The organism is Rhodococcus sp. Z13, from assembly GCF_025837095.1.
GTDB lineage: Bacteria > Actinomycetota > Actinomycetes > Mycobacteriales > Mycobacteriaceae > Rhodococcus > Rhodococcus sacchari.
Genome location: NZ_CP107551.1, coordinates 51,819 through 66,929, shown reverse-complemented (window position 1 = coordinate 66,929; position 15,111 = coordinate 51,819). Strand labels below are relative to the sequence as shown.

Here is a 15,111-nt window from a genome sequence, read left to right as displayed (position 1 = left end):
CCCTACCTTGGCCCTGAACTGCGGAAACACGGCCGTAACGCGCACGAAGCGCGGCCGTCATGCCGGTTTCGTGACGATCCCGCGGAGCATGCGGGCGATGCCCTCGCGTGGGTCCGGCTGGTCGTCGGCGGCGGTGCACCGGTGCAGGATCACCCCGTCCAGGTAGTCGACGAGAACCCGCGCGGCCGTGGAGGAATCCTCGACGCCGAGCCCGGCGAGCAGCACGGCGATCCACCCCCGCAGCTCGCCCCTGCGGGCATCGACCCCGGCGCGCAGTTCCGGGGTGGCCAGGGCCTCGACGAACATCGCGAGGCGCGCGCGGGTCCGCACGAGGTCGGGTCCGGTGGCATGCATCACATAGCCGTACACGAGGCCCTCGAGTTCACCGAGGTCGCGAGGCATCGCGGCCTCACCGATGGCGGCCAGTTCGGCCCGGTCGCGTTCGAGGAGCCGGTCGAGCACCCCTTCCACCAGGGCGTGGCGGGTGCGGAAGTAGTTGGAGGTCGAGCCGGCGGGCACCTCCGCGACCGCGTCGACACGGCGGTGGGTGAGGGCCCGCAGCCCCTCGCTGCCCACCAGGTCGATCGCAGCATCGAGAACTACGGTGCGTCTGTCGGTCACAGCTCCCGACACTACAGGAGTAGTGACATTTCACTACATCCGCAGTAACGTTCGGGCATGACCACACGACACGGAAAAGCAGCGATCCTCGGAGGCGGGATCGGCGGGCTCACCACCGCCAACGCGCTCGTCCGCCGCGGCTGGCACGTCGACGTGTTCGAACGCGCGCACACCCTGCCCGGCACCGGCACCGCCCTCGGCATGTGGCCCGACGCGATCGACGCCCTCACCGTCGCCGGCCGGGGCTGCGGTCTGGGCGGCCGGGTCGAGAAACTCGGTGCCCGGCAGGAGGACGCCACCCTCCTGCGCCGGGACGGGAAGGTGATCGGCTGCCTCGGCGACAGGGCGCGGGGTGTGGTGCTGCTGTCCCGACCGGCCCTCCTCGGGATCCTCGCCGACGGCCTCCCCTCCGGTGTCCTGCAGTTCGGCTCTCCCGCACCCGATCTGCCCGATCTCGCGGCCTACGACGTCGTCGTGGCCGCCGACGGCATCAACAGCGCCGTGCGCGACCGGCTGTTCGGCCCGTCCCACCGCCCCGTGTACACCGGCTGCTCGGCCTGGCGGGGCTGGGTGGACGGCACCGTCGCGTCGATGAGCGAGACGTGGGGTCCGGGCGCACTGTTCGGCATCACCCCGCGCGACGGCGGGCTCACCAACTGGTTCGCGGCCGTGCGCGGTCCCGCCGGCGGCACCGGCAGCATCGACGAGCTACGCGCCCGCTACCGCGACTGGCATCCCGCCGTGCGCGACGTCCTCGACCGGATCGACCCGGAGACCGTCCTGTACCACGACCTGTACGAATCCCCTCCCCTGCCGGCCTTCGTGAAGGGCAACGTCGCCCTGATCGGCGATGCCGCCCATGCGATGTCCCCGAACCTCGGCCGCGGGGCCTGCGAGGCGATGGTCGACGGCGCGACCCTCGCGGACCTGCTCGCCAGGCACCCGGTGCACGAGGCACTGCAGCGCTACGACCAGACCCGGCGCCGGCGCACCCGGCGCCTCGTGCGCGCCTCCCACGCGCTGTCCCGGATCGCGACGGCGAGCCGCTTCACCGGACTACGCGACGCCCTCGTCGGTGCTGCCACGCGGCTGGGCGGATGACACCGGCACAGGAGGGTGAAAGACCCGTGAATAACAACTGGCCGCAGCGATGAACATCAGCTGCGACCAGAGGTAACGAAAGAATAACCGGCCGCAGCGGACTCACGTAAGTCGACTTCGGGTGAACTCCGTCACACGGCGTTCCGCTCCCACACCCGGTGGGTACGCAGCAGCTCGAGGATCTGCCCGACGGCGGCCTGCGGGCCGTCCGCGACCACGACACCGGGTGCCTCACGACCCTCCAGAGCCTTCGCTCCCGCACCCCACGCGGCCAGGGCCTTGTGGTGCCGGAACGTCTCGTCGACGAGGATCCCCACCCGCGCGTCCGGCGCCGCGGACGCCAGGATCACGGCGTCGAACTCGATCGACCGGGCGGTCAGGAAGGTCCGCGAGATCGGTACCGCGCCACCGAGCATGCCGCCGTGCGGGGCGATCACCAGCGGGACGCAGTCGGCCGCGTCGATCGCCTGCACCGCCTCGAGCAGCTGGTCGACGTCGGTGGTGTCGTCGGCGACGATGCCGATCAGGCGGCCCTGGACCGGCCATTCCTTACCGACCTGGGCCAGCGCGGGGCTCGACGGCAGATCCGGCACCTCGACCGTCGCCTTCGGCGCGGGCAGGCCCAGACCGGCGGCCACCGTCTCGCACAGCTCGGTGTCGACATTGGCGAGGATCTGCAGCTGCCGTTCCTTGATCGACTGCTCGTAGCACTTGCCCAGCTCGAAGGTGTAGGCGTGGGCGATGTGCGCCCGTTCGATCGGGGTCAGACTCCGGTAGAACTGGCGCACCTGCGAGTAGTGGTCGTCGAAGGTGCGCGAGACCTCACGCTCCTTCTGCGCCGCCGGCACCTGGACGGGAGTGTCGACGAACGCCCCCTCGGTCACCGCGGCCATGAACGGACAGCCCGCGTCGAGCGAATTCGGTTTGTACGGCGCGACACCCGTGTGCACGGCGTGCTGGTGGAAGCCGTCACGGAACATGTCGTTGACGGGTGCGTGCGGACGGTTGATCGGGATCTGCGCGAAGTTCGGTCCGCCGAGACGGGTGATCTGCGTGTCGAGATAGGAGAACAACCGGCCCTGCAGCAACGGGTCGTCGGTGACGTCGATACCCGGCACGAGATGACCCGGATGGAAGGCCACCTGCTCGGTCTCGACGAAGAAGTTCGTCGGATTCGCGTTGAGCACCATCGTGCCGACGATCTGCACGGGCGCGAGTTCCTCGGGCACGATCTTGGTGGGATCGAGCAGGTCGATGCCCTCGAAGGTCTGCTCCGGGGTGTCCGGGAAGACCTGCACCCCGAGATCCCATTCGGGACAGGCACCGGCTTCGATCGCGTCGGCGAGGTCACGGCGGTGGAAGTCGGGGTCGAAGCCGTTGACCATCTGGGCCTCCTCCCACACCAGCGAGTGCACACCCAGCCGCGGCTTCCAGTGGAACTTCACCAGCGCCGTCCCACCGTCGGCGTCCACCAGCCGGAAGGTGTGGACACCGAAGCCCTCCATCGTCCGGTAGGAGCGGGGGATCCCGCGGTCGGACATGTTCCACATCGTGTGCGCGGTGGCCTCGGTGTGCAGGGAGACGAAGTCCCAGAAGGTGTCGTGCGCGCTCTGCGCCTGCGGGATCTCCCGGTCCGGATGCGGCTTGCCCGCGTGGATGATGTCGGGGAACTTGATGGCGTCCTGGATGAAGAACACCGGGATGTTGTTGCCGACGAGGTCGAAGGTGCCCTCCTCGGTGTAGAACTTCGTCGCGAACCCACGGGTGTCGCGCACGGCGTCGGCCGAGCCACGCGACCCGAGCACGGTCGAGAACCGAACGAAGACAGGCGTTTCCACGTCCTTCTGCAGGAACTGCGCGCGGGTGATCGAGCTCGCCGCACCGTTCGCACGGAACACACCGTGCGCACCGGCACCACGCGCGTGCACCACCCGCTCCGGGATGCGCTCATGGTCGAAGTGGGTGATCTTCTCGCGGAAGTGATGGTCCTGCAACAGGATCGGACCACGACGCCCTGCCTTGAGCGAGTGGTCGGTGTCGGTGAGCCGCGCGCCCTGCGCCGTGGTCAGATACGCCCCCTGCTGGGCTCGGCCACGGGGCAGGTCGGCGGGTGTGCCCGTTGCGGTGGCCACCGCCGGTTCGGCCTGGTCCGGCTTGGCGGCCGGCGGCTCCACCGGGCTGGTGGGTTCGTCGACGGGCGGGGTGGTCGTCGAGGGGACACCGGGAACCTTGGGGATCTCACCGGACATTCGGCAACTCCGATCGTGGTGTGGGGCTGGCTTCTACAGCGACTACCCCGGGCGCCGCCGATCAAACCGAGCGGTGCGCTCCCCGTTCCCGTCCGGGTTCGGCATGCGGTGTCAGAAGTCCTCGTCGATGCAGGCGAGCCGATCCCCCGCCTGTCCCGCCTCCCCGGGCGCGGTGCCGGTGTGCCGGTCGTGCAGCACCACCGAGTTGGCCTCACCGTCACGGAACTCCCAGTCGACGGTCGTCGACGCCTCCCCGTTGCCCTGGGCGTCGGTGGTGAGGTCGAGCCAGATCTCGTTCTGCGGATTCGCATAGGCCGGATCGGTGGACGGCGAGTCGGGCGTGGCGGCCGGATCCGCCTGGTTCTGGTAGTGCGGCCCCGAATCGGACGGGTTCGGCCCGCACGGCCGCGTGTGCACGTGCACTCCGAAGTCGCGGTCGGGCTGCAGCCCCATCACCCGCAAGGTCACGGTGGTGCGGCCGTTCTCGTCCTCGGATTCGACGTCGAAGGTCGCCCCGACGGGCACGGCGGCCTCGTCGTAGGTGAAGGCGTTGTCGTCGTCGGGCCCCGCCTCGCCGGGCGGACCGAAGGCGTCGCCGCTCATCCCCGGCACCGGGGTGGGCAACGAGTCGGTGGTGGTCGTGGTGAGCGAGGTCGGTGGGGTCTCGACCGTCTCGGTGTCCGTGGAGGTGTCGTCGCTACCGCATCCGGCGGCCACCAGGGCCGCTGCGGAGAACCCCGCGACGAGGCATGCGTGACGTGTGTTCATGCCCGGAGAGATACCCCCTCCGGGCACGAACGAACCCGTGAACGTGTCTCAGACCGTGCGGGCGAGCAGGCGGAACTCCTTGATCGGCCACACGTCCTGGTCCTCCCCGTAGACGGTGCGGCCGTCGACGTCGAACTCCAGCAGGGTGTTGATGCAGATGTTCGTCGACCCCGGCAGGATCAGCCGGCTGCGGGCGCGGCCGGTCACCGTGATCTCCGTGCCGTTCTCGTCGACCGCTGTCACGTCCAGCGAGTCGATCCAGCCCCGCTGCGGGTGGCGCCCCACCTTGCGGTGCCCGCCGCGCACCGCCACGACGTCCCGGCCGCGCCGCACGTACCCGGAGTGGATGTCGTCGCTGTCGTCGGTGGGGGCCGAATAGGTGAGCAGGCTCAGCTGCGGATCGGCCAGCCAGGTGTAGCCGACGCGGTGGTAGCCCCGCTCGGTGCGCGGTCCCCACGACCGGTCGCGCATCGCGTAGCAGTCGACGTCGATGTGTTCCCCGTCGAGCACCACCGTGCCGGTGACGTGACCGGTCTGGTCGTAGTGCGAGGCGACCGGATAGGGCGGGGACCCGCTGCGCAGCGGCACCGGCCGCTCGAGTCCCCGGAAGTGCAGGTCGGCGGTGATGCGGTCGCGGTCGTCGTACCGGAGGGTGTACTCCATCGCCGGTTCGACGACGGTGATCGTCGCGCCGGTGGGGCTGGTGAGCACCCCGTTCTCGTATCGCGGCGGTTTGAGATGCGAGAACCCCTCGAAGAAGGGCACCTCCCAGGGGGCCGAGCCGGTGTGGTCCCACAGCCACAGGCCACCGGAGGTGGTGCCGGCGTTCTGCCGGGCACTGACGTACACCCAGGCGCCGATGTTGCGTTCCGGCACGAAGAACGAGAACCAGAAGGTCTCCGTCTCGTAGAAGTTGCCGGAGACCGGATGCAGGCCGTCGTCGGCCGCGGTGAACCCCTCCCCCGCGGCCGTCACGGGAGTCCCCGGATCCGCACTCGTTCGCCGTCGCCGCGCACCCGGTCGCGTACGGCGATCATCGCGGCGAGCCGCCGTTCCATGTCCTCCCGCGACATCACGATGTCGTCGCCCCTCTCCCCGCGGTCGAACCGCGCGAGCCGTTCCTGTTCGGCCTCGATCTCCTGGTCGAGCAGGGAGCCGGCCAGTTCGCGGGTCAGCAGATCCTGGTCGACCCAGTCGTCCTGGGGGATCTGCGTGATCGGTTCCTCCATGTCGGGTACCTCCCGTCCGGACCGGTTCACGAACGCGGGAACCGGAACAGCTCGCGCGCGTTGAGCTCGACGATCCTGTGCACGTCCTCGTCGGGGACGTTGCGCATCTGCTCCTGCACCACCTTGCGGCTGTTCGGCCAGTTCGAGTCGGAGTGCGGGTAGTCGCCTTCCCAGGTGATGTTGCCGATGCCGATGGCGTCGCGGTTGTCCACACCGAACCGGTCGTCGATGAAGCAGCCGTAGATGTGCTTCGCGAACAGCTCCGACGGCCGGACCGTCTGATGGATGTTCTGGTAGAAGCGGTGCTTCTCCCAGGTCTGGTCCATGCGTTCGAGCAGATAGGGCACCCAGCCGATGCCGCCCTCCGAGAGCAGGAACTTCAGCCGCGGATGCTTGTGGAAGACCGGAGAGAACAACAGATCGGCGGTGGCGTACATCGAGTTGCAGCCGAACAGCGCGATCATCACCGCCATCGGCGCCTCGGGTGCGGTGATCGGGGCCTGACCGGAGGTGCCGAAGTGCACGCACAGCGGCTGGCCGGTCTCCTCCACCGCCGAGAACAGCGGATCCCAGTGGTCGGTGTGGAAGGACGGCAACCCGAGCGGAACGGGGTTCTCCACGAACGAGATCGCGCGCGAGCCCTTCGCCGCGGTGCGGTGCACCTCCTTCACCGCCTCCTCCACCGACCACAACGGCAGGATCGTCAGTGGGATCAGGCGGTCGGGGGCGGTGGGGCACCACTCGTCGAGGATGTAGTCGTTCCACGCCTGCACGCACAGCAGGGCCAGTTCCTTGTCCTGCCCCTCGAGGAAGACGGTGCCGGCGAAACGCGGGAAGGACGGGAACGACAGGGTGGCCTGCACCCCGTCGATGTCCATGTCCTGCACCCGAGACCGCGGGTCGTAGCAGCCGGGCAGCATCTCGTCGTAGCGGGTGGGTTCGACGCCGTACTCCTCCGGCTTCTTGCCGGCCACCGCGTTGAGCCCGATGTACGGGTAGATCCGGCCCTCGTACTCCCACACCTGCGCGAGTTTGGTCGCGGTGTCCAGCGGGCGGTCGCCGTCACCGACGTGGATGCCCTTGGGCATCTCCTTCTCGACGATCCTCGGCGCGGCCCCGAGGAACTTCGACGGCAACCGGTCCGACCACAACGCCGGGTGCTCGATGAGGTGGTCGTCGGTGGAGATCAGGTGCATGTGGTCCTGCAGGGGCATTGCGTCCTCCTGGATGTGCGGTGGAACGAGGGTCGGGCTCTGTCCTGCTCTCGGGTCAGGCCCGGTCCCATTCGATGGGCAACGAGGTGAGGCCGAGCTGCCCACCCGTCTCGATGAGTTCGACTCCCGGCACGATCCGGTACTCGGGAATCCGCTTGTGCCACTCCTCCAGTGCGATCCGCAGTTCCCGGCGCGCGAGGTGCGAGCCCAGGCACCGGTGGGGGCCGGCACCGAAGGCGATGTGGTTGTTCGGGGAGCGCTCGATGTCGACCTCACTCGCGTTCTCGAAGACCGCCTCGTCGCGGGTGGCGCCGCTGAGCGGGAAGTTGACCATGTCGCCCGCCTTGAGGGAGATGCCCTGGAGTTCGGTGTCCTCCATGACCTTCCGGGCCGGGACGACGATCGCGTACGCGCGGAGGAACTCCTCCACCGCAGTCGGGATCACCGAGGGATCCTCGACGATGCGTGCACGGTCCTCCGGATGCGACGCCAGGTGGTGGAAGGTCCAGCCCAGTGTGGCGGCGACGGTGTCGAGGCCTGCCATGAACATCAGCAGGCGGAACGACAGCAGGTCCTCGTCGGTGACGGGTTTGCCGTCGATCTCGAACTGCAGTGCCTTGCTGACGATGTCGTCCTTCGGTTCGGCACGACGTTCGGCGATGATGGAGACGAACCGTCCCATCACGGCCTGCATGGCGGCGAACTGGCGCTGCCCGTGGGCCTCGACGTCGTCGTCGCTGCCGTGCAGGATCGCGTGTTCCCATTCCATGAACTGGTCGAGTTCCTCGACCGGCATGCCCATGAGTTCGAGGAAGATCGTCGCGGGGAACACCTGCGCGAACTCGCGCATGAAGTCCACCTGCATGCCCTCGCGCGACGCGATCTCGTCGACGAGATCGGCGGCGCACTGGCGGATGTGCGGTTCGAGCGACTGCACCCACTTCGGGGAGAACAGCGGGCCGAGCTGGCGCCGCCACTGGAAGTGCTCGTCACCGTCGAGCATCTCCGGGATCCACTTGAACGGCGGGTTCGGGTCGAGCGGGGTGACGACGCTGTTCGAGAACGTCTCGGGCCGCTGCAGCAGGTCGAGGATGCCCTCGTGGTTCACCACCGTGTAGAAGCCCGGCCCGAATTCGTTGCGGTAGATCGGGGATTCGTCGCGCAGCCGGTCGTACTTCTCGAACCAGGTGCCGGCCTTCTGCAGCTCGGTGTAGTTGAAGTTGTGGACGGGGCACCCGGAGGTGCCGGTGGCGCGGTCGGATTCGGCTCGGGTCATGACAGATCCTCACGGACGTAGGGAAAGAGAACGGGACCGACGGGGACGTCGGCGGGAACGCACGGTCATCCCCCGGATGCGGCGCTCCAGGTCACCGCCTTGGTCTCCAGGTACTCGTCGAGGCCCGCCGCACCCCATTCCCGGCCGAGACCCGACTGTTTGTAGCCACCGAACGGCACGTGCGGGGTCACTCCCCCACCGCCGCCGTTGAGGGACACGAATCCGGTGCGGATCCGCTTGGCGATCTCGTAGGCGCGCACCGGGTCGGCGGCGAAGACGCTTCCGCCGAGCCCGAAATCGCTCTCGTTGGCCAGACGGACGGCGTGATCGTCGTCGTCGAACGGGACGAGGACACCGACCGGGCCGAAGAACTCCTTCTGCGCGATGTCCATGGAGTTGTCCACGTCGACGAACAGGGTGGGTTCCACGAAGTACCCCTTGTCGAGGCCGGCCGGGCGTCCGCCACCGAAGGCGATCCTCGCGCCCTCCTCGACACCGCGGGCGATGAGCTTCTCGACCTTGTCGCGCTGCGCGGCGCTGATGAGCGGGCCCATCATGACGCTCGGATCGGCGGGATCACCCACGGTGATCGTGCCCAGGCCCGCGGTCACGTAGGCGACGAGTTCGTCGTAGCGGGAGCGGTGCACGAGCGTGCGGGTGAACAGCGAGCAGCCCTGCCCGGCGTGGGTGACCATGTTCGCGATGACCGATTCGGCGACCTTCCCGAGATCGGCGTCCTCGCAGATGATGTTGGCGGACTTGCCGCCCAGCTCGAGGACGACCTTCTTCAGCGTCGGTGCGGCCTGCTCGTAGACGGCGCGGCCGACCGTGTCGGAGCCGGTGAAGCTCACCAGGTCGACGTCGCGGCTGGTCGTCAGCTCGCGACCGGCGTCGATGTCGCCGGTGACGATGTTGAGCACGCCGGGCGGAAGTCCGGCCTCCTCCGCGATGGTACCGAGGACCAGTGCCTCGAGCGGGGTCGCGGGGGCGGGTTTGAGCACCGCGGTGCAGCCCGCGGCCAGGGCCGGCGCAACCTTCATGATGTTGAGGAAGAGCGGGAAGTTGTACGCCGAGATCAGCGCGGCGACACCGGCGGGTTCGCGCAGGACGACGCCCTGGCCGATCCCGATGCCCGGCCCGACCGTGGGCAGCACCGGCTTCTCGAATTCGAAGGAGGGCAGGATCCGCTCGGCCATGTCGCGGAAGTGCTGCAGCGGCACACCGACCTGCAGGTACTCGGCCAGCGCCCGGGTCGAGCCGGCCTCCACGATGCTCAGGTCCACGAGTTCGGCGCGGCGCTTGTCGAGGGCGTCGGCCATGCGCAGCATCACCTGGGCGCGTTCGCGGGGCGACATGCGCGGCCACGGTCCCTCGTCGAAGGCCCGCCGCGCCGCGGCGACGGCTCGCCGCACATCGGAGACGGTGGCCTGCGGTGCCCGGCCGACGAGTTCGCCGTTGGCGGGGTTGAGTACGTCGAGGACCTCGCCCCCGTCGCTCTCCACCCAGGCCCCGTCGATGAAAAGTCGTGAAAAGTCGTGTGTCACAATATTCTCCGTACTCAACAGGAACCGGGTCGGTTCAGAAGGCCGGGGTGGCGGGACGGTTGCGGACGTAGCCGCCGGCGTCGACGCGCATCTGCATGCCGGTGACGAACCGCGATTCGTCGGACAGCAGGAACAGCACCGTGTCGGTGACGTCCTCGGGTTCGACGTAGGGCACGTTCATCACGCTCATCACCGGGAAGACGGGCAGGGCGTCCTCGAGGGTGGGCGACTCGATGTCGGGCCGGAACTGCCGGTACATGATCTCGCTGTTGAGCATGTCGGTGTTGCAGTTCGTGGGATGAACCGCGTTGACCCGGATCTTCTTCGGTCCCAGCACGATCGAAAGGTCGTTGACGAACGAGGCGATGGTCCGCTTGGCGAGCGAGTAGCCGAGACCGCCCGTGCCGTTGGTGGGGTTGTCGGTGGCGCCGGGCAGCAGGGCCGCGAGACTGCCGGTGGCGACGATGGATCCGCCCTCGGCGAGGTGCGGCAGGCAGGCCTCCACGGTGTTGACGACACCGACGAAGTCGACGGTGAACGCGTCCATGAACGCCTGGGGGTCGTCGCTGCCGAGCGGGCAGATGCCGGCCTGGGCGACCACCCCGTCGAGCCGGCCGAACTCCTCGACGCCGCGCTGGACGGCGGCGAACAGGGACTGCCGGTCGCGGACGTCGGCGACGGTGGAGATCAGTGTGCCGCCTTCCTTCTCGACCAGGCGGGTGGTCTCGGCGAGGTCCTCCGGCGTGGCGAGGGGGTAGGCGTTGGTCTTGATGTTGTCGCAGAGGTCGACACCGACGACCTTGGCTCCCTCGCGCGCGAGACGGACGGCGTGGGTGCGACCCTGACCGCGGGCGACGCCGGTGACGAAGACGACTTTGTCCTGCAAACGGCCCATGATGGGTGTCCTTTGCTTCAGATCCGGTGGGAGGGGAGATCGCGTGGGACCCGGGGCGCGGAGCGGATGATCACGAAAGACGCTGCGCGCTGCGGGAGTTCAAGGTGGGCGACCGGCGTGCACGTGCACGGCCGTCGTGTCCGGCGTCAGTGGAGCGAGATGGCCCGTTCGGGGCAGGCCGCGATACCCGCCCGGATCGAGTCGGCGGGCGGATCGGAGACCTCGACGTCGAGAGGGAGTGCGTACCCGTTGTCGTCGATGTCGAACACGTCGGGTGCGGCCTCCCAGCAACGCGCGTGACCGGAGCATTTTCCGGTGTCGATCGTCAGTCTCATGAGGCCCCTGCTTTCGACGATGGACGGTGGAGACGAAGTGCCGGCAGTCGCATCAGGCGTGAGACCGAAAGCCCCCTTGGTCTCACAGCCTGAGACTCACTAGGACACACGGTAGCAACATTGGGGGCATAAGTCGAGACCTGCATCACACTTTTTACCAAGTTCACTATGTCAGCGAAGCCTTGGCTCCCCAACGGGACGGAGTGGGCGCCGTAGGGTGAAGGAATGCCGAGTGACGACTCCGTACAGACCGACGAGATGAGCCTGAAGGAACGCCTCGTCCGAGCCGCCGACGAGGAGATACGTCGGCAGGGAACCGTCTCGGTCAGCATGGCCACGATCGCCGAACGGGCAGGTGTCTCCCGCGCCACCGCCTTCCGGCAACTCGGTGGTGCCCAGGAGATGATCGTGCAGGTGGGCCTGCTGCGCGCCGAACGGCACATCGAACGCGCCCTCGAACGGTCCGCGGGTCAGGGCGACATCTTCTCCAAGATGGAAGACACGATGGCCTACAACGCGCGCGAACTGCCGGAGGACCCGGTGATCGTCGCGCTCATGGCCCAGCACTCGGCCTCCGCGCGGCATCCCGACATCCTCGCAGTGACCTCGGCGGTGTCCGAACCGCTGCTGCGCGCCGGGCAGGATGCGGGCATCATCCGCACCGACGTCCCCCTCGAGGACCTGCTCGAGTTCCTCATCGAGCAGACCTTCCTCGCCGCCGAGGACCCCGACCGCTCCGACGCGGCCGCCCGGCTGCGCTTCCGCCGGTTCGTCGTTCCCGCCCTGCGGCCGCAACCGGCGGAGGGATCCCCCGACGCCGCGCAGGCCGAACTCGAGCAGGCGCTCGCGACCGCGGCCGACGCCCTCGCCACCGCCACCCGCGCCGCCCGGAAACTGCAGCAGGGCAGTCCCGGTCGCGTCGGAAGCTAGGTCACCGCACCCGCGATCTTGAGTTCGAGGAGCCTGTCGTCGTCGAACCCGAGTTCCCGGAGGATGTCGTCGGTGTGCTCGGCGAACTGCGGTGCCCGCCGCATTCTCACGGGCGCGTTGTCGAACTTGACCGGATTCGCGACGAGCTTCTGTGGCCTGCCGTCCGCGTCGACCACCTCGACGATGCGCCCGTTGGCGAGGAGTGCCTCGTCGTGGCCGAGATCCCAGCCGTCCTGTACCGGCGCCCACTGGCCGGTGAGCGACGAGAACACCTCGAGCCATTCGTCGTAGGTGCGCTTCGAGACGGCCTCCGCGAACCAGCCGCCGATCTCCTCGGAGTGCTGGAAGATCGCCTCCATCGTGGCGAACCGCGGATCGTCGACGAGGTCCTCACGGCCCAGCGCGCTGACGAATTCGTTCCAGTAGCGGGTGGGCTGGAGCATCGAGAACTGGAGCCAGCGGCCGTCGGCGGTGCGGTACGACCCGCTCAGCGGATTGCCCGGGGCGGCCGTGGTCCGCTGCACCTTGGGCAGCGGACCGCCCGTGAACAGCGACAGGTTGACCGAGAACTGGGTGGCCCACGCCCCCACCGCGAGCAGCGACACGTCGACCTCGGAGGGCTCGCCGGTGCGTTCGCGACCGGCGATCGCCGCGGCGATGCCCCCGGCGATGGTCATGCCGCCGATGTTGTCGCCGTACGCACCGGCCGGCATGAACGCCATGTGGTCGGTGTCGGGCGGCATGACCCCGTCGGCGCTGCCGCCGCGGGCCCAGAAGGCCGTGGCGTCGTAGGCACCCTTCTCGGCGTCGGGTCCCTCGGTGCCGAAACCGCTTCCGGTGACGTAGATGATCTTCGGGTTGATCGCGCGGACGTCGTCGACGGTGATCCCGAGCTTGGCCCGCGGACCGGGGAGGTAGTTGGTGAGGAAGACGTCGCTGCGCCGGATCAGTTCCTCGAGCACGGGCCGCGCCTCGGGATTGGACAGGTCGATGCCGATGCTGCGCTTGCTGCGGTTGGGGCCCTCCATGATCGGCGCGAACGACGACCCGGCCTTGTTCGCGTCGAGCCCGAGCACGCGGACGAGACCACGCTGGGCGTCGCCGTTCTCGGCGTGCTCGACCTTGACGATGTCGGCTCCCCAGTCGGCCAGCACGGCTCCCGCCGCAGGCACGAACGTGAACTGCGCGACCTCGAGAATGCGGATGCCTTCCAAGGGACGGTCCATGACGACTCCTGATCCTGGTGCGTGGGGCTGGTTTTCGGGGCTGGTTCAGGGGGTGCGCAGCAGGAACGCACCCGAGGGCACACCCCCGCCAGCGGTGACGACCGCGACCTTCGCGTCGGGCACCTGCCGCCCCGGTGCCTGCCCGCGCAGCTGGAGGACGGCTTCGCGCACGAAGCCGTATCCGTGGGTGCGTCCGGCGGACAGCTGCCCGCCGTGCGGGTTGAGCGGCAGCACCCCGTCGACGGCGATGCCCTTGCCTCCGTCGACGAAGTCGGTGGCACCGCCGATCTCGCAGAAGCCGAGGCCCTCGAGCCAGGACAGCGCGTTGAAGGTGAACCCGTCGTAGAGCAGCGCGACGTCGACGTCCTCGGGCCGCAGGTCGGTGCGGCTCCACAGATGTGCAGCGGGACCGAGGGATTGGGGCAGGTGTGTGAGTGTGCCCTGGTCCCAGGAGAGATTCTCGGTGATCTGGGTGCCGACCGCCTCGACGAGCACGGGCTCGTGCCGCAGGTCCTTCGCGGTCTCGACGGCGGAGACGACGACGGCGACGGCCCCGTCGACGGGCACGTCGCAGTCGTACAGGCCGAAGGGCGTCGAGACGACACGGGCGGACAGGTAGTCGTCCATCGTGATCGGATCCCGGTAGACCGCTTCGGGATTGGCGGAGGCGTTGTCGCGGGCGGTGACGGCGATCGCGCCGAGGGTGTCCTTGGCTTCGCCGTAGCGGTGGAAATAGTGCGAGGCCTGGCAGGCGATCCAGTTGGCGGCGGAGATCGCCCCGAAGGGATGACGGAACTCGAACATGCCCGAGGCGCGGCCCCCACCTCCGGACCAGCGTCCCGCCTTCACCAGCTCGGTGTGCGTGGACTCCCAGACGGTGCGGAAACACAGCACGTGACGGCACAGGCCCGAGGCGACGGCGAGCATCGCGGCGATGATCGATCCGTTCTGCCCCGGCAGGTCCCCGCCACCGTTGACCCAGACGGGGCGGATGCGCAGCGCCTGCTCGACCGGCACGATGCCGCCCTCGGAGATGCCTCCGGACACCGCGCCGGGGTAGGTGGACAGTCCGTCGATGTCGTCGAGGGTCAGCCCGGCGTCCTCGACGGCACGCAGGCACGCGTCCACGGTGAGGGTCAGGGGATCGACCATGAGGCGGCGGCCGACGGCGGACTGACCGACGCCGGTGATCGCGACCCGGTCCTCGAACCGCCGCGAGGTGACCGGGGGACGCAGGCGGGGGCGCAGATCCTCGGGTTCGGGGAGTTCGCCGGGGCAGTCGGCGTCGGGATCGGGTTCGAACAGCGGCAGCCAGATGTCGTCGGCGACCTGCTCGAACGTCACGCGGACGCGGTCGCCGACTGCCACCTCCCCGGGTTCGCAGCCGACGATGTTCGTGGTGAGGCGGACGCTCGGGTCCTCCTCCAGGGCGACGATCGCGACGACATAGGGCGGGGGGAGGTCGGGGAGCCACTGCTGGGCGTTGACCGTCACCCCGACGACGACCGCACGGCCCGAGACCGGCTGCAGGGAGATGTCGCGGGAGCGGCACTCGGAGCACAGGACCGCGGTGGGGTGCATGCGTTTCCCGCACGCGTCGCACTGCGCGACCTGCAGGACGCCGTCGGCCCCGGAGGCCCAGAAGCCTGCCGTGGTCACGGTCGGTTGAGGAAGTGGCCTACCCACCAGCACCCCCTGCACGACTACTAGGTTAGACAACTTG

General features: G+C 68.9%; 14 protein-coding genes. 2 read left to right on the top strand and 12 right to left on the bottom strand.

The window, feature by feature from the left end; genetic code table 11:
• Positions 1-57 precede the first annotated feature (57 nt).
• Complete coding sequence (locus OED52_RS00310) at positions 58-621, bottom strand: TetR/AcrR family transcriptional regulator (protein ID WP_264152750.1); 564 nt, start codon at positions 619-621, stop codon at positions 58-60.
• 57 nt (positions 622-678) lie between these two features.
• Here OED52_RS00310 and OED52_RS00305 point away from each other — a divergent pair, with 57 nt between their 5' ends.
• Entirely contained in the window at positions 679-1,722 is a 1,044-nt protein-coding gene (locus OED52_RS00305; RefSeq protein ID WP_264152749.1) for an FAD-dependent monooxygenase, read from the top strand.
• 131 nt (positions 1,723-1,853) lie between these two features.
• Here OED52_RS00305 and OED52_RS00300 read toward each other — a convergent pair whose 3' ends face one another.
• The 9 genes from OED52_RS00300 to OED52_RS00260 all read right to left on the bottom strand — a co-directional run bounded on the left by OED52_RS00300 (position 1,854) and on the right by OED52_RS00260 (position 11,232).
• The gene (locus OED52_RS00300) at positions 1,854-3,971 is read right to left on the bottom strand and encodes a catalase (protein WP_264152748.1); all 2,118 of its coding nucleotides are present in this window, start codon (positions 3,969-3,971) and stop codon (positions 1,854-1,856) included.
• 111 nt (positions 3,972-4,082) lie between these two features.
• Positions 4,083-4,739: a superoxide dismutase family protein gene (locus OED52_RS00295; RefSeq protein ID WP_264152747.1), complete on the bottom strand. Its 657-nt coding sequence runs from the start codon at positions 4,737-4,739 to the stop codon at positions 4,083-4,085.
• 48 nt (positions 4,740-4,787) lie between these two features.
• On the bottom strand, positions 4,788-5,714 hold the full coding sequence (locus OED52_RS00290; RefSeq protein WP_264152746.1) for a DUF7065 domain-containing protein: 927 nt from the start codon (positions 5,712-5,714) through the stop codon (positions 4,788-4,790).
• Positions 5,711-5,968, bottom strand: coding sequence for a hypothetical protein (locus OED52_RS00285; protein WP_264152745.1), 258 nt, complete (start codon positions 5,966-5,968; stop codon positions 5,711-5,713). The genes OED52_RS00290 and OED52_RS00285 overlap by 4 nt, the downstream gene beginning before the upstream one ends.
• A gap of 26 nt (positions 5,969-5,994) precedes the next feature.
• Entirely contained in the window at positions 5,995-7,182 is a 1,188-nt protein-coding gene (locus OED52_RS00280; protein ID WP_264152744.1) for an amidohydrolase family protein, read from the bottom strand.
• Positions 7,183-7,237: 55 nt separating this feature from the next.
• Positions 7,238-8,458: a cytochrome P450 gene (locus OED52_RS00275; protein ID WP_264152743.1), complete on the bottom strand. Its 1,221-nt coding sequence runs from the start codon at positions 8,456-8,458 to the stop codon at positions 7,238-7,240.
• A gap of 65 nt (positions 8,459-8,523) precedes the next feature.
• Complete coding sequence (locus OED52_RS00270; protein ID WP_264152742.1) at positions 8,524-10,002, bottom strand: aldehyde dehydrogenase family protein; 1,479 nt, start codon at positions 10,000-10,002, stop codon at positions 8,524-8,526.
• Positions 10,003-10,036: 34 nt separating this feature from the next.
• Positions 10,037-10,897, bottom strand: a complete 861-nt coding sequence (locus OED52_RS00265; protein ID WP_264152741.1) for a mycofactocin-coupled SDR family oxidoreductase — start codon at positions 10,895-10,897, stop codon at positions 10,037-10,039.
• A gap of 146 nt (positions 10,898-11,043) precedes the next feature.
• The gene (locus OED52_RS00260) at positions 11,044-11,232 is read right to left on the bottom strand and encodes a ferredoxin (protein WP_264152740.1); all 189 of its coding nucleotides are present in this window, start codon (positions 11,230-11,232) and stop codon (positions 11,044-11,046) included.
• Positions 11,233-11,457: 225 nt separating this feature from the next.
• On the opposite strand from OED52_RS00260, the gene OED52_RS00255 reads away from it, so the two are divergent.
• On the top strand, positions 11,458-12,162 hold the full coding sequence (locus OED52_RS00255; protein WP_264152739.1) for a TetR/AcrR family transcriptional regulator: 705 nt from the start codon (positions 11,458-11,460) through the stop codon (positions 12,160-12,162).
• Here the strand turns inward: OED52_RS00255 and OED52_RS00250 are convergent.
• Positions 12,159-13,388, bottom strand: coding sequence for a CaiB/BaiF CoA transferase family protein (locus OED52_RS00250; protein ID WP_264152738.1), 1,230 nt, complete (start codon positions 13,386-13,388; stop codon positions 12,159-12,161). The genes OED52_RS00255 and OED52_RS00250 overlap by 4 nt on opposite strands.
• Positions 13,389-13,433: 45 nt before the next feature.
• On the bottom strand, positions 13,434-15,047 hold the full coding sequence (locus OED52_RS00245) for a thiolase C-terminal domain-containing protein (protein WP_264152737.1): 1,614 nt from the start codon (positions 15,045-15,047) through the stop codon (positions 13,434-13,436).
• Positions 15,048-15,111 lie beyond the last annotated feature (64 nt).

What these genes read in the sequence shown, in the direction of transcription:
- OED52_RS00250 (WP_264152738.1), bottom strand. Translation starts at nt 13,388, where the DNA reads ATGGACCGTCCCTTGGAAGGCATCCGCATTCTCGAGGTCGCGCAGTTC.
- OED52_RS00305 (WP_264152749.1), top strand. Translation starts at nt 679, where the DNA reads ATGACCACACGACACGGAAAAGCAGCGATCCTCGGAGGCGGGATCGGC.
- OED52_RS00265 (WP_264152741.1), bottom strand. Translation starts at nt 10,897, where the DNA reads ATGGGCCGTTTGCAGGACAAAGTCGTCTTCGTCACCGGCGTCGCCCGC.
- OED52_RS00260 (WP_264152740.1), bottom strand. Translation starts at nt 11,232, where the DNA reads ATGAGACTGACGATCGACACCGGAAAATGCTCCGGTCACGCGCGTTGC.
- OED52_RS00295 (WP_264152747.1), bottom strand. Translation starts at nt 4,739, where the DNA reads ATGAACACACGTCACGCATGCCTCGTCGCGGGGTTCTCCGCAGCGGCC.
- OED52_RS00255 (WP_264152739.1), top strand. Translation starts at nt 11,458, where the DNA reads ATGCCGAGTGACGACTCCGTACAGACCGACGAGATGAGCCTGAAGGAA.
- OED52_RS00275 (WP_264152743.1), bottom strand. Translation starts at nt 8,458, where the DNA reads ATGACCCGAGCCGAATCCGACCGCGCCACCGGCACCTCCGGGTGCCCC.
- OED52_RS00280 (WP_264152744.1), bottom strand. Translation starts at nt 7,182, where the DNA reads ATGCCCCTGCAGGACCACATGCACCTGATCTCCACCGACGACCACCTC.
- OED52_RS00285 (WP_264152745.1), bottom strand. Translation starts at nt 5,968, where the DNA reads ATGGAGGAACCGATCACGCAGATCCCCCAGGACGACTGGGTCGACCAG.
- OED52_RS00300 (WP_264152748.1), bottom strand. Translation starts at nt 3,971, where the DNA reads ATGTCCGGTGAGATCCCCAAGGTTCCCGGTGTCCCCTCGACGACCACC.